At 49.6% G+C, this 13,036-nt stretch carries 15 protein-coding genes; 12 read left to right on the top strand and 3 right to left on the bottom strand.

Going from position 1 to position 13,036, the window contains the following annotated elements; all coding sequences use genetic code 11:
- The first annotated feature begins 55 nt into the window (after window positions 1-55).
- The 7 genes from DRW41_RS09570 (at window position 56) to DRW41_RS09535 (ending at window position 6,228) form a co-directional block, all read left to right on the top strand.
- The gene (locus tag DRW41_RS09570; protein WP_115451769.1) at window positions 56-901 is read left to right on the top strand and encodes a DUF72 domain-containing protein; all 846 of its coding nucleotides are present in this window, start codon (window positions 56-58) and stop codon (window positions 899-901) included.
- A gap of 98 nt (window positions 902-999) precedes the next feature.
- Complete coding sequence (locus DRW41_RS09565) at window positions 1,000-1,821, top strand: sulfite exporter TauE/SafE family protein (RefSeq protein WP_115451768.1); 822 nt, start codon at window positions 1,000-1,002, stop codon at window positions 1,819-1,821.
- Window positions 1,822-1,847: 26 nt separating this feature from the next.
- On the top strand, window positions 1,848-2,249 hold the full coding sequence (locus DRW41_RS09560; RefSeq protein WP_115451767.1) for a DUF6157 family protein: 402 nt from the start codon (window positions 1,848-1,850) through the stop codon (window positions 2,247-2,249).
- A gap of 59 nt (window positions 2,250-2,308) precedes the next feature.
- Entirely contained in the window at window positions 2,309-3,658 is a 1,350-nt protein-coding gene (locus DRW41_RS09555; protein WP_115451766.1) for a bifunctional metallophosphatase/5'-nucleotidase, read from the top strand.
- A 150-nt stretch (window positions 3,659-3,808) separates the two neighbouring features.
- Entirely contained in the window at window positions 3,809-4,111 is a 303-nt protein-coding gene (locus tag DRW41_RS09545) for a YunC family protein (protein WP_115451764.1), read from the top strand.
- Window positions 4,112-4,608: 497 nt separating this feature from the next.
- Window positions 4,609-6,117: a sodium-dependent transporter gene (locus DRW41_RS09540; protein WP_115451763.1), complete on the top strand. Its 1,509-nt coding sequence runs from the start codon at window positions 4,609-4,611 to the stop codon at window positions 6,115-6,117.
- 3 nt (window positions 6,118-6,120) lie between these two features.
- Window positions 6,121-6,228, top strand: a complete 108-nt coding sequence (locus DRW41_RS09535; RefSeq protein WP_115451762.1) for a methionine/alanine import family NSS transporter small subunit — start codon at window positions 6,121-6,123, stop codon at window positions 6,226-6,228.
- Window positions 6,229-6,482: 254 nt separating this feature from the next.
- Here DRW41_RS09535 and DRW41_RS09525 read toward each other — a convergent pair whose 3' ends face one another.
- A complete protein-coding gene (locus tag DRW41_RS09525; RefSeq protein WP_439330860.1) occupies window positions 6,483-7,466 on the bottom strand; it encodes a M23 family metallopeptidase in 984 nt (327 codons plus the stop codon).
- 194 nt (window positions 7,467-7,660) lie between these two features.
- On the opposite strand from DRW41_RS09525, the gene lipA reads away from it, so the two are divergent.
- Entirely contained in the window at window positions 7,661-8,587 is a 927-nt protein-coding gene (gene lipA / locus DRW41_RS09520) for a lipoyl synthase (protein WP_115451760.1), read from the top strand.
- A 197-nt stretch (window positions 8,588-8,784) separates the two neighbouring features.
- Here lipA and DRW41_RS09515 read toward each other — a convergent pair whose 3' ends face one another.
- Window positions 8,785-9,450, bottom strand: a complete 666-nt coding sequence (locus tag DRW41_RS09515) for a YhcN/YlaJ family sporulation lipoprotein (RefSeq protein ID WP_115451759.1) — start codon at window positions 9,448-9,450, stop codon at window positions 8,785-8,787.
- A gap of 114 nt (window positions 9,451-9,564) precedes the next feature.
- Between DRW41_RS09515 and DRW41_RS09510 the strand changes: the two genes are divergently transcribed.
- Window positions 9,565-9,840, top strand: coding sequence for a YutD family protein (locus tag DRW41_RS09510; RefSeq protein WP_115452050.1), 276 nt, complete (start codon window positions 9,565-9,567; stop codon window positions 9,838-9,840).
- A gap of 93 nt (window positions 9,841-9,933) precedes the next feature.
- On the opposite strand, the gene DRW41_RS09505 is transcribed toward DRW41_RS09510, so the two are convergent.
- Entirely contained in the window at window positions 9,934-10,200 is a 267-nt protein-coding gene (locus tag DRW41_RS09505) for a DUF3055 domain-containing protein (protein WP_115451758.1), read from the bottom strand.
- Between the two features lie 163 nt (window positions 10,201-10,363).
- Here DRW41_RS09505 and DRW41_RS09500 point away from each other — a divergent pair, with 163 nt between their 5' ends.
- The 3 genes from DRW41_RS09500 (at window position 10,364) to DRW41_RS09490 (ending at window position 12,994) form a co-directional block, all read left to right on the top strand.
- Complete coding sequence (locus tag DRW41_RS09500; RefSeq protein ID WP_245959398.1) at window positions 10,364-11,665, top strand: EAL domain-containing protein; 1,302 nt, start codon at window positions 10,364-10,366, stop codon at window positions 11,663-11,665.
- 12 nt (window positions 11,666-11,677) lie between these two features.
- Entirely contained in the window at window positions 11,678-12,115 is a 438-nt protein-coding gene (locus DRW41_RS09495) for a DUF86 domain-containing protein (RefSeq protein WP_115451756.1), read from the top strand.
- 114 nt (window positions 12,116-12,229) lie between these two features.
- On the top strand, window positions 12,230-12,994 hold the full coding sequence (locus tag DRW41_RS09490) for a TIGR01457 family HAD-type hydrolase (protein ID WP_115451755.1): 765 nt from the start codon (window positions 12,230-12,232) through the stop codon (window positions 12,992-12,994).
- Window positions 12,995-13,036 lie beyond the last annotated feature (42 nt).

Below are 13,036 nucleotides of genomic sequence, written 5' to 3'. Positions count from 1 at the left end.
TTGAATAAGATGGTTTTTGGGCCTAATGTGCTATGATGGGAACTGGGGGGATTGTATGATTTATGTTGGAGTGACGGGTTGGGGGGACCATGATAGCCTGTATCGGCAGGGAATTCCCGCTCGCGAAAAGCTAAGCGAATATGCGGCCCATTTCCCGGTTGTCGAAGTGGACGCGGCGTTTTATGCCATTCAGCCCACTAAAAATTCAACGAGATGGGTTGAACAGGTGCCTGATACCTTCCAGTTCATCGTCAAAGCCTATCAGGGAATGACCGGCCACCAGCGAGGCGACAGCCCGTTCAAGACGGAAGCCGACATGTTCGCGGCGTTCAAGGAGTCCCTTACGCCCTACATGGAGCATGATAAGCTTGCGATGGCACTGTTCCAGTTCCCGCCATGGTTTGACTGCAAAAAGGAAAACGTCGACTATCTCCGCTTCTGTAAAGCCGAAATGGGCGACATTCCGTGCGCAGTTGAATTCAGGCACCAATCCTGGTATTCACCGGCATTCCGCGACCAAACGCTTGAATTCCTCAGGAACGAAAAATGGATTCACTCCGTTTGCGACGAACCTCAGGCAGGAACGGGTTCAATCCCGATTGTGCTTGAAGCGACCGACCCGGAGAAGACTCTTGTCCGGTTCCATGGCAGGAACGTGCACGGCTGGCAAAAGAAAAACGCGAAAAACTGGCGAGAGGTGCGCTATTTATATAAATACAACCGAGAGGAGCTGGCCGAATGGGCAAACTACCTGAAACAGCTCCAGGAAAAGAGCAAAGACATCTACGTTCTATTCAACAATAATTCCGGGGGGGACGCCGCGGGAAATGCGAAGGAAATGATCGAACTCCTTGGTATTGAATACAGCATTCTCGCACCCAGGCAGCTCGATCTTTTTTGAAAATTGGCCCATGCCAGCAATCTATATATTTTATTGAAACAGCAAACACCACCCGCATAGCAGGCAGGTGCGCGCAATAGTGGGAGACTGACATAATCATGGAATGGATTTTTATCATCTTGCTTGGGGTGGCGGCGAGCGCGCTTGGCTCGCTGATTGGCCTCGGCGGCGGGATTATCATCGTCCCGGCGCTTCTGTACCTTGGCACGCTCGGCATATTTCCCGACATTACGCCGCAGCAGATTGTGGGTACTTCTCTTTTTACAATGATTTTTACCGGCGCTTCCTCGACGGCCGGCTATATCAAGCATAAGACGGTGGACTATAAGAGCGGCCTTATTTTCCTGGTTGGGAGCGCGCCAGGCGGAATTTTTGGCGCCTGGATGGTGAAAAATCTCGATGTTCATACCTTTAATCTCTATTTTGGCATGTTCGTCCTCTTTGTTTCCGCCGTCATGATGCTCCGAAACCGCATCAAGCCGCTTCCATATAGGAAGGATTCCGGCTATGCGATGGCGTATACGGATAATAGAGGGAAAGTCCACGAATACGGATTCAATCCGTTCCTCGGGATAACCATTTCCCTCTCAATCGGCTTCATCTCCGGGATATTCGGAGTCGGCGGCGGTTCGCTCATGGTGCCGGCAATGATCCTGCTCTTCTTCTTCCCGCCGCATGTAGCCGTCGCGACATCGATGTTCATGATCTTTTTGTCCTCGATCATCAGCTCCGCCGCCCATATCGCTCTTGGAAACATCAACTGGCTCTATGCCGCCGCGCTTGTTCCCGGCGCCTGGATCGGCGCGCAAATCGGTGTTTTTCTGAACAGGCGGCTGCAAAGCAAAACGATTGTCCTGATCTTGCGCATCATTCTTGTTATAATCGGCATGCGCCTCATCTATGAAGGCGTTACCGCTTAATCAAACGAGTGAAGGGGGAACCCAATTTGAGCTACCGGAACACGTTTATAACAGTTTCTGAAGATTGCAAGGCAACCGAAGCAAAAGAGCCTTCTGTGAAGAACAACAAACAAACAGTGGCATCGATTGAATATAATCTAATGAAAAACAACCCGTATCGGTTCACCCAGGACGATGTTCAATTCGAGTCGCATATAAAAAGAAACCATCCCGGCTCAACGGAATTGAATGGCCTGAAGGAACAGTTTTTTGCAAAACCGAAGGCGTGTTTCCGCGCATCCCCGCTCGTCAAAACATACGGATGGGGCATCCATTATAACAATGAGGGAAAAGTGGCCATTTATGGCGTCAATAGCCCCGAATATAACGAATTCCTCCATTCGGATTCAGTCAAAGTGATTAAAGGAATGCGCTCAAAGAGGAAATAATTCTACTACCACAGAAAAAGTATGCTTATACCTTCTTTAAAAGCAAAGGAAGCGAACAGATGGAAAAGATACATATTTACCATACAAACGACCTCCACAGCCATTTTGAGCATTGGCCGAAAATCAGCCGCATCATCCGCGATCGCGCCAAAGAGAACCGGGAAGCGGGCGATGAGGTTTTTGTTTTCGACATCGGCGACCACGTCGACCGCTGGCATCCGTACACTGAAGGGACGATGGGAAAAGGGAATGCCGGGCTTTTGAACGAAACTGGTTACACCGCCGTTACGATTGGCAATAATGAGGGCATCACCCTCCCATATGATGGGCTGGACACCCTTTTTGAAAAAAGAAGCTATGACGTCCTTATCGCCAATTTATATACAAAGAAAGGGCAGCGCCCCGAATGGGCGGAACCTTTTAAAATCTACACAACAGCTGCGGGGACGAGAGTCGGAGTCATTGGCCTGACCGCCTATTTCGCGCATTTTTACAGGCTGCTGGGCTGGAGACTGGCCGACCCAATCGATGAACTCAGGCGGCAGCTTCCCTCAATGAAGGGACAGTCCGATGTAATCATCCTCCTTTCGCACCTCGGCTTATATGAAGATGAAAAGATTGCCGATGAGTTTTCGGAGATCGATGTGATTCTCGGCGGCCATACCCATCACGTCCTTCATGAGGGCAAGCTTGTGAACGGCACTCTACTGGCCGCGGCCGGCAAGTACGGCAATTTTGCAGGCCACGTCATATTGGAGCTTGAAAACGGCCAAATCTGCAGTAAATCGGCCCGCCTTTACCAAATCGAGGGCGCTCAGCCAGAGCGGTGGGAACGGAATGAAACCGAAGCGCTGTTTGCCATGGGCCGTAGCCTACTTGAAAAAAAAGTAGCCGAAGTCGAATCGCTGACAGCCGATTTCTTCATCGATTCGGATTTGCCGCAGCTTTTATGCGAAGCGCTACGGGAATGGTGCGATGCCGACTGCGCCTTTTTGAACGCAGGCCTGATCCTTGGCCCGCTTGAGGGCGATGTCACGAAATTCGATTTGCTTTCCGTTTGCCCGCACCCGATCAACCCATGCACCGTGACGCTCGAAGGGGACGAACTGAAGGAAATCCTCCGCATGACCCTTGATGAAAGCCTGCCACATATTGAAGTAAAGGGATTGGGGTTCCGCGGGACGGTCATGGGTAAATTTGTATATGACCGGATTGAAGTCCTCGAGGAAGAAATGGACTTCCTCATTGATGGAAAAATAATCGAACCTGAAGGGAAGTATATCATTGCGATACCCGACATGTTTACATTCGGCCGCTTCTTCCCGCAAATCGTCAGGTCGGAAAATAAATATTACTATATGCCCGAATTTTTGCGGGATGTCCTCGAGTGGAAACTGAACAGGATCTAATACACAAGTGCCTTTTGCTGCCATGCGAAAGACACTTTTTTCGCCTTTCAAGCTCCCCCGCGAGAAAGAAAATTTACCAGGGCGGGGACAAGTTCACTCCCCCCGCGCACATGCATAAAGTAATAGGGACAGGGGGAAAGGAGTGGGCGGATGATTGACGTCACACCAATAGAAATCGGCAGCAATACGTTCCTCGGAATCACAGTGCTACTACCCAAGACAACCCTCCTCGTTATTACAGGCGGCTCCGGCTACATTATGTGCGGCGCGCTCGATGTCGGCCTGTTGAACCGGAAACTGAGGGACAGGAAAATCATTGCCGGAAGGGCGGTAGGAGTAAGGACGATTGACCAGCTCCTCGACGCCCCGCTTGAATCCGTAACCCATGAAGCGGAAAAGCGGGGTATCCACGTTGGAATGGCGGGCCGTGACGCACTTCTGAAAATGATTTAAATACACAAGGCATCCATCCATATACGGATGAATGCCTTTTTTTTTGGGGGAAAATGGGCCCATGACGCCGGGGGTGGCGGCGCGGCAGCCGTTGCCAGTCACCCGTATTCCTCCGCCAAGGCACCTTGAAAAGTGTAACCTTCCTATTTTCCTGAATGAAAAAATGCTTTTCAATTAATAATTTTTGGTAGTTCCTGTAATTTTCTGAGATACTATTAGATTGAATCCGCTTTTTTACACTATCCAAAGAATCGAGACGTTTTTCCTAAGGAATAACCTTTATTTTACTTTTATTCTAGATATTATCCGAATTTTGGTGATATTTTGGTAAAATTTATTCTATAAATGAGTAATTGAAATAAAATATATTAAGATAATGTTTTTTTAGTTGACAAGCCTGCCGGGAATCCATATACTAACTTTATGATTTTATTTAAAAAGTCAGAAAAATAACAATTTTGTATTTATTCATCTGAGAATCATGGGGGTATTTGTTTATGGAAAATAGACCGCAATGGGGAACGCGGACGGGATTCGTCCTGGCTGCGATAGGTTCCGCAGTAGGTTTAGGGAACATCTGGAGATTTCCGGCCGTAGCGTATGAAAATGGAGGAGGGGCGTTCTTTCTCCCATACCTGTTCGCACTTTTGACAGCAGGGATTCCTTTGCTCGTTCTTGAATTTACTCTAGGCCATAAGTATAAAGGATCGTCGCCGCTGACATTCGCGCGGCTGAATAAAAAGTTTGAATGGCTTGGCTGGTGGCAGGTGGCGATTTCGTTTGTCATTTCAACCTATTATCCAATCATCGTTGCATGGGCGTTATCCTATGCGTGGTTCTCGTTGAACCTTTCTTGGGGGAAAGATCCGGGTTCGTTCCTCATGGGCGAGTATCTGAAGGTTGCCCCAAACCCAGGTGAATTCATTGGACTTGTGCCGGGTGTATTCTTTCCCTTGCTTCTCATTTGGGGCATTACGCTTGGAATCATGTTTAAAGGGGTTAAAAAGGGGATTGAAGCAGCGAACAAATTCATGCTTCCAACTCTGGTCATCCTATTCCTAATCATTGTTGTACGCGCTCTTTCATTAGACGGCGCAGCCGAAGGACTCAATGCGTTCTTCAAGCCGGACTGGAAAGAAATTGCGAGCCCGAAGGTTTGGATTGCCGCTTACGGACAAATTTTCTTCAGCTTGTCGGTAGGATTCGCCATCATGGTTACGTATTCAAGCTATCTTCCAAAGAAAACAGACCTAACAAACAATGCCTTTATCACAGGCTTTGCGAATTCCGGGTTTGAATTGCTTGCAGGTATCGGAGTATTCGCCGCGCTTGGCTTCATGGCCCAGCAGCAGGGCGTGCCGATTAACGAGGTGGTTAAATCGGGGATCGGGCTTGCATTTGTGGTATTCCCGCAAATCATCAACGAATTCCCGGCATTCAACCAGTTTTTCGGCTTCCTGTTCTTCGCCTGCCTGTTCCTGGCTGGATTAACATCACTGATTTCAATCGTCGAAACGTTCGTCGCCGGGGTCCAGGACAAATTCAACGTCTCCAGGACAAAGTCGGTTATGATTGGCGGAGGAGTTTCCGCCCTTGTTTCTATCCTTTACGCGACTAGGGGAGGACTGTATCTGCTTGATGCGGTCGATAACTTCATCAACTCATTCGGTATCGTAATCGCCGGCCTCGTAGAAGTAGTGCTGGTTGCGTGGGTGGCCAAAAAGCTTACCAATCTGCAGGATCACGCAAACGCCATTTCGGATATGAGGCTCGGCGGCTGGTGGAAGATCTCCCTGTCCATCATTACGCCTCTTGTCCTTGGCTATATGACGGTTCAAAACTTCATCACCAATACGAAGGAAAATTATGAAGGCTACCCAACTTCATTCCTGCTTTACGCTGGCTGGGGTGTCGCCATTGCGGCGGTTGTGGCCGGATTCGTCTTCATGTCCCTGCGCTGGGGCAAAGACAGCCTGAATGTGCCTGATGAAAAGGAGGTTTCATAATATATGGCGGGAGATGCAGTTACAATGATGATCCTCGGCATCGTCATTATTTGGGGAGGCCTCGTCGCAAGCATCGCGAACGCGGTCGTCAAATCGAAAAAAGCACGCTAACAAACCAAAGGCCATTCCGGGCAGCCGGAATGGCTTTTCCTTTTACGGAGCCTCCAATCAAATCCTGGCTGTGTGAAAACAAAAAGCCAAACCCCGGGGCATTTGTCACTCAATCCCCAATTCGTGACAACAAGAAGCTCAAATCCAAAAAGGAAGTCACTCATCCCAATAAGTGACCAAAGTACGGCCAAAGATGCCACTCTCAAAATCATGAAATCCTCACTAAATGATAAGAAAAGATAGCCGCTAAGCAGCTATCTCTGTTTGGCCTTCTTTTCCAATCGTTCCCACTTGCGCAAATGCGGAAATGGATCAAATGCCCATTCAGTAAAGCCATTGTCCTTGTACATCCCGTAGTGGAGGTGGGGAGGAAATTTTCCTGATGTTCCGGGCGGGCCGTATCCTGAACTGCCGACCCCCCCGATTAATTTGCCTGGTTCCACTACGTCTCCAACATTAATATCCTTTGCAAACCCGCTCATATGCGCGTAATAATGATAATTGTTGTTCAGGTCCCTGATTCCGATCCGCCAGCCTCCAAACCGGTTCCAGCCTTTCATTTCAACGATTCCATAGCTTGTTGCCCGGACCGGAACGCCATAGCCGGCAAAAATGTCAGTTCCCTCATGCATCCGGCGGCCTCCCCAGCCGCGCGCATCGCCCCATGTGTTTTTATAGCTGTGGTTGCTTCGGTAGGGGACTGGAAACGCGTTCCCTTCGAGGTCAATCCTGCCAAACTCATTGAAAACTTTCGCAAACCCCATAATGATTCCGACAGCTTTGTCACGGTGATAATATTCCCATAGGGCAATCCGGAAATTTTCATTGTCTGTCCCGTATTTCAGGACATGGTTTGCGAACGCTTGCAGTGCATCCTCACCCTCAAAGCGGCTCGCTTTTCTGTTCCCGTTCCCATCAATTCCTGCACCGCCAAAAAAGGATATCGACACAGGATGTTTGTCTTCATGGTTCGGGTTCGCCGCACCTGCCCATTGTTCCGGGGAGAAATAAATTGAAATTGCCCCATCCGGATCAGGCAAATCCTTGCGGGATAGCCGGACATTTCGTTCATACTGGTCTACAGCGGCGATATAATGCCAGGGAATGCCGGTTGCTGCCTCTGTTTTTTTATAAAGCTGCATCCTTGTTTTATATAAATCAGGCTCAGCCGCGCTTGCGAATTGGATTCCCGTCCCGGCCACGAGAAGCGAAAGTGCCAGCAATAACAGTGTCCTCAACTCAAATTCCCCTCCTTCCAGAATGGCTTCCGGCCGCTTCCCGGCTCACCTTTTTCTGTATTTTGCCTCATGGAATCAAGCTTCATAACGGACAATAATTGCCAATGGAAGCCCTTAATCTTGAAGGGCTTTCTTGAGTATGTTACAGTTCAAAAGAGAATAGCATTCTGTACATAATCGATGGAGTGGATGATATGACAACAGGGAACAGGCCTTTACGAAAGCCTGAATGGCTGAAAATAAAATTGAATACAAACGAAAATTACACAGGGTTAAAGAAAATGATGCGCAGCAAAAACCTTCACACGGTGTGCGAAGAAGCGCGCTGCCCGAATATCCATGAGTGCTGGGCGGTCAGGCGGACGGCAACATTCATGATCCTTGGGGACATCTGTACCCGCGCCTGCCGTTTTTGCGCCGTCAAAACAGGACTGCCGACCGAGCTTGACCTGCAGGAACCGGAGCGCGTAGCCGATTCCGTCTTCCAAATGAACTTGAAGCATGCCGTCATAACCGCCGTCGCCCGCGATGACCTTCGTGACGGAGGAGCCGCCGTTTTCGCGGAAACAGTCCGCGCAATCCGCCGGAAAAGTCCATTTACAAGCATCGAGGTGCTCCCATCCGATATGGGAGGCGTCGAAGAAAACCTTAGGATGCTAATGGACGCCCGCCCGGATATCCTGAACCACAACATCGAAACGGTTAGGAGGCTCACGCCGAGAGTCCGCGCCCGCGCGACGTACGACCGCTCGCTCGAGTTCTTGCGCAGGGCGAAGGAAATGCAGCCCGACATCCCGACAAAATCAAGCCTGATGATCGGTGTTGGCGAAACGTGGGAGGAAATCATCGAGGTGATGGACGACCTCCGCGTCAATAACGTTGACATTATGACGATCGGCCAATACCTTCAGCCGACGAAAAAGCACCTCAAGGTCGAAAAATACTACACGCCTGATGAGTTCAATGAACTGAAGCAGATTGCACTTTCCAAAGGGTTCAGCCATTGTGAAGCAGGGCCGCTTGTCCGCTCGTCCTACCACGCCGACGAGCAGGTAAACGCAGCCGCTAAAGCCAGGGCCGCACTGGCGGAAGCTACAGGGAACGAAGCCATCGAGGCATAGCCCGCGCATTGTGAAGGGCAGGCAACGAAGCCATCGAGGCGCAAAACTCACAATTTCGCCGCTAACCAGTAACCACAAACCAACTAGCAAACCTAAAGGCATCCGTTTCGGCGGATGCCCTTATCGCGTTCCATCCTAAACATAACCGATACACTTAGGCCCATACCTGAACTCCAATCCGGAGCCAAATTGCCACATCACCGATTCATGCCGCCGTTCGAACCGCCATTCATACCACCGTTTGTTCCACTCATACCGCCACTCCTATCACCAGGAGTCTCGCCATTTTCATTTTCCAATGCATTCACCCGTGCTCCCTGGGGCGATTTTTTCATTTCCCTAATCACAGCCGTAATCGATTCATCCGCATTCTTATTTTGCGTCGTCAGGCTTGTGAGGGTTTCCACATCGCGCATCAAGTTCTTGTTGTCCGAAATATACACATGGAAAAATCGCGGAACCCGTGACAATGCCGTTCTTTTCACCTGGTCAGCCGTCAGTTCCCGATTGGTTGTATCCGTATCGTAAGCGACAAGCACCTCTTCATCCGTAACAAGCACCGCGGCATCATTCACATTCGGAAGCGTCGTGCAAACCCGGCTAATATCCTTCGCGATTTGCCCCCTATCAAGGACAGCCATCTCTGATTTGTCCCCCATAATAGGGCTCTTCTGATGCCGGTAATATCCAAACCTCTGTGACTCATCTGGCCGCTTCTTATTTCCCCGGTCCCCATACACCTCCGACCGGCGATTATCCGGGTGCAAATGGCTCGCGCCGCCATAATTATCCCCCTTCGGATTGTCCTGGCACCCCGCAAGCAGCAGCGCGCATAGCCCGGCGGCCAAAAGCTCCTTCCTCATTCGCAACACCTCCTACCACAAGTATTGCCCTCCCGAAGCTTTTTTCTGTTAGTAATTGATTGGGAATCGGTTATAATGGAAAAAGAAGATTTGCCCGCAAATGAGGTGATAGGAATGATTATTGTCAACAACACCGCTTACGAGGTCATAGAAGATTACAGGAACGGTTTCAATGAGGATGCCTTCAAGGACAGATACAGCGAAATCCTGGCAAGGTATGATTATATAGTCGGCGACTGGGGGTACGGCCAACTCCGCCTCCGAGGCTTCTTCGACGACCAGAACCAAAAAGCCACCTTCGACACGAAAATCAGCACCCTGACTGAATACCTTTACGAATTCTGCAACTTTGGCTGCGCCTACTTCGTCGTTAAAAAGATTAAGAAATGATTTTTTTTGAAAAAAAGGGGCAGCCAAAAACCGGCTGCCCCTTTGCCAATGCCATCATGCCCGCGGCCCAATAAAGAACCCGCACACACCGCGTTATACAATCTGAGCCAAAAACGAGCGAAGCTCCTCCGCATCCTCTTCAGAAAGCTGGAAGGCATACTCAAGATACCCTTCCTCCTTCAGGTCATCCTCTCCAATAATCGCGAACCGGCTCCCTTGCATATCAAGCACCAAGGTTTTCCCGAAATGCCGGCCAGTCTGGATAAGGGCCAGATCGAACCGTGTGTTTTCACCAACGAAGCTCACAAACCTTGTTTTTGAAGCTTCGGTATCATCATATAAGAAAAAACGCTCTGCCATTTTTCCGCTCCTTTTAAAAAAATAATTCCATAACCCATCTTACCAAAAATAGACTGGGAAATGAATGTCGACAACTTTATTCGAAAAATCGGCTGAAAAACGACGAAAACTGCCAAATTGTGTTACAATACGATTACAGGTTAATCGGAGAGGAATGAAACGAATGGTCCGTCAGTATGTGACAAAGGCAACACAACTCATGCAATGGGGCAAGATTGTCCTTCCCCTGTCATCCATAAAGTTTTTCCCTCCGCAATTCGTCATCAGGAACCCGGTTGCCCAGGGAGTTAAAAGCGCTTTCCGGGAGGGCTATGAGGCTGCCGTTATTGTATTTAACCTAAAAAATTTAAAAGAACTGGCCGACTTCCTTGGCCCGGCCGAATTTCCGAAATTCATGGGACGCTTCAGGAAAGTTTTCCGCGAAGCCGTCGAGGCCGAGGTGGAGGAAGAGGACATTATTTCGCTCCATGATTTCTACGGGGATGGGCTGTCGCTTTACGTCCGCGCCGGGCATGACCGGAACGGCCTCTCTGTAATCGATTCCATCATGATAAAGGTGGCTGGCAGGGGGAGAAGGGAGCTGCATGCGGAGTTCCCGGAGGCGCAAATGGTCCTTGAAACAGGCTATATGTTCGTTGAAAAAAAGCATTACTCGATTCAGGAAGCCATTCTGAAAGCCCATCAGCAAGCTGTTGCAATGGCTGAAAAGCGGATTGAATCCGAATTTAACGAAATGCTCTTCATAATGGGCAAAATCATTTCCCAAAAAGAAATTTTTCTGCTCGCGCAGCCGATTATCGATGTTGCCACCAAGGAAGTCCGCGCTTGGGAGATGCTGACGCGGGGGCCGGCGGGAACGATGCTGGAAAACCCGTTCACACTTTTTTCCGTCGCCAGGCAGACGGGCAAGCTGTATGAATTGGAACTAGTCGTGCTTGAAAAAGCGCTTGAGGAAATTCGGCATATTGAATCCGAGCAGGACATTTTTATCAACTTCACGCCGCTTACGCTAGGGAACGCCCGGTTCATCCGGGACGTAAAGAGGCTGATGCATAAGTATAAGAATATTTCCCCAAAACAAATTACATTTGAAATAACGGAACGGGATTCAATTGAAGAGATGCGGGACTTCATTTACAACATTAAGGTCCTCCGCTTGATGGGATTCCGGATCGCGGTGGATGATACCGGTTCCGGCTATGCCAGCTTGAACACGATCAACGAGGTCATGCCGGACATCATCAAAATCGACCGCTCCGTCATTGAGAATATCGACAAAAACTCCGTGAAGGAATCGATGCTAAAGGGTCTTTTGCTTGTCGCCAGGGAGGCGGGCTCGCTAGTTGTCGCGGAAGGCATCGAAAATGAGGAAGAGGCTTCGGTCCTTACCCGCAACAACGTCGACCTCGCCCAGGGCTATTTCTATGCAAGGCCGAGGATGCTCGAAAAAAAAATTGCAACATAGGGATGTGGACGTATGTACTTTGTCGACCGCGAACTGATGGAGCAAAGGCTCCTCTACATAGAACAGCTGGCCGCGCTGTTCAAGGCGCAGGGGAAATGGGAATCCCCGGTTGAAAAAGCCGCGCTTGAAAGGATTGCCCATATGCTGGCCGAAGCTATGCTCGATGTCGGCAACGCGATGATCGATGGCTTCATCATGCGCGACCCGGGCAGCTATGAAGATATTATCGACATTCTCCTTGATGAAAAGGTTGTTGATGAATCCGTTTCCGCCAAGCTGAAAGTGCTTGTATCCCAACGGAAACAGCTTGTCCAGTTTTATACAGCCATCGACCATGGACATCTCGCGGCTGATTTGGCGGCAATACTGGATGGGGTCGAAGCCTTTCCAGGACTGGTCAGGACATACCTTGTCAAGGAACTGGGGCCCGTATCGGCTTTTAAAAACTAACGCTTTGAACGGCCGCTAAGAGCGGCCTTTTTCTTTATCCTGCTATTCAATTTGCCAAATTGGTATTCTATTTTTAGGAGTCAGCTATTTGACCTTTTATCAGGAGTGATGGATTTGAAAGCATATAGAGGTTACATGATTGATTTGGATGGGACGATGTATCGGGGGGCACAGCGGATCGAGGCAGCATCCGATTTTGTGAAGAGACTGCGAAGCAAAGGGATTCCGTATTTGTTTGTCACGAATAATTCGACCCGTACGCCCGCGCAGGTCGCCGAAAAGCTGAGCTCTTACGACATACCAGCCGAAGAGGATCATGTGTTTACTTCAAGCCTTGCTACCGCGAGCTTCATCGCGGCGGAAAAGCAAGGGGCGTCCGTGTATATGATCGGGGAAGAGGGGCTTCGGAGCGCCATTAGGGATAAAGGGCTTATTCCAGGAGCTGAGGATGCCGATTATGTTGTTGTCGGGCTTGATACCGCATTAACGTATGAAAAGCTTGCTGTAGCATGCCTGGCTGTCCGCAACGGGGCGCGCTTTTTGTCAACTAACAGCGATTTGGCCCTGCCCACCGAGCGTGGCATGCTGCCGGCGAACGGGGCGATTACAGCGGTGATTTCGGCTTCGACAGGTGTAAAGCCGACCTTCATCGGAAAGCCTGAATCAATTATCATGGAGCAGGCATTGAAAGTTCTTGGGACAAGCAAGGATGAGACGATTATGGTCGGAGACTATTATGAGACCGACATCCTTGCCGGAATGAATGCCGGCCTTGACACCCTTCTCGTCCATACCGGCGTAACGACCCGCGAATTGTTGGCAAATTACCCGAGAAATCCGACGTATGCAATCGATTCACTTGATCAATGGAACGTATAGCGCAAAAAGTCCAGCCGTCTAATGGCTGGACTTTTTTAAAAG

Origin of the sequence: Neobacillus piezotolerans (assembly GCF_003362805.1) — a bacterium.
Taxonomy (GTDB): Bacteria; Bacillota; Bacilli; order Bacillales; family Cytobacillaceae; genus Bacillus_D; species Bacillus_D piezotolerans.
This window is presented reverse-complemented; position numbering and strand designations above follow the sequence as displayed.

What these genes read in the sequence shown, in the direction of transcription:
- DRW41_RS09570 (WP_115451769.1), top strand. Translation starts at nt 56, where the DNA reads ATGATTTATGTTGGAGTGACGGGTTGGGGGGACCATGATAGCCTGTAT.
- DRW41_RS09565 (WP_115451768.1), top strand. Translation starts at nt 1,000, where the DNA reads ATGGAATGGATTTTTATCATCTTGCTTGGGGTGGCGGCGAGCGCGCTT.
- DRW41_RS09555 (WP_115451766.1), top strand. Translation starts at nt 2,309, where the DNA reads ATGGAAAAGATACATATTTACCATACAAACGACCTCCACAGCCATTTT.
- DRW41_RS09545 (WP_115451764.1), top strand. Translation starts at nt 3,809, where the DNA reads ATGATTGACGTCACACCAATAGAAATCGGCAGCAATACGTTCCTCGGA.
- DRW41_RS09540 (WP_115451763.1), top strand. Translation starts at nt 4,609, where the DNA reads ATGGAAAATAGACCGCAATGGGGAACGCGGACGGGATTCGTCCTGGCT.
- DRW41_RS09535 (WP_115451762.1), top strand. Translation starts at nt 6,121, where the DNA reads ATGGCGGGAGATGCAGTTACAATGATGATCCTCGGCATCGTCATTATT.
- lipA (WP_115451760.1), top strand. Translation starts at nt 7,661, where the DNA reads ATGACAACAGGGAACAGGCCTTTACGAAAGCCTGAATGGCTGAAAATA.
- DRW41_RS09515 (WP_115451759.1), bottom strand. Translation starts at nt 9,450, where the DNA reads ATGAGGAAGGAGCTTTTGGCCGCCGGGCTATGCGCGCTGCTGCTTGCG.
- DRW41_RS09510 (WP_115452050.1), top strand. Translation starts at nt 9,565, where the DNA reads ATGATTATTGTCAACAACACCGCTTACGAGGTCATAGAAGATTACAGG.
- DRW41_RS09505 (WP_115451758.1), bottom strand. Translation starts at nt 10,200, where the DNA reads ATGGCAGAGCGTTTTTTCTTATATGATGATACCGAAGCTTCAAAAACA.
- DRW41_RS09500 (WP_245959398.1), top strand. Translation starts at nt 10,364, where the DNA reads ATGGTCCGTCAGTATGTGACAAAGGCAACACAACTCATGCAATGGGGC.
- DRW41_RS09495 (WP_115451756.1), top strand. Translation starts at nt 11,678, where the DNA reads ATGTACTTTGTCGACCGCGAACTGATGGAGCAAAGGCTCCTCTACATA.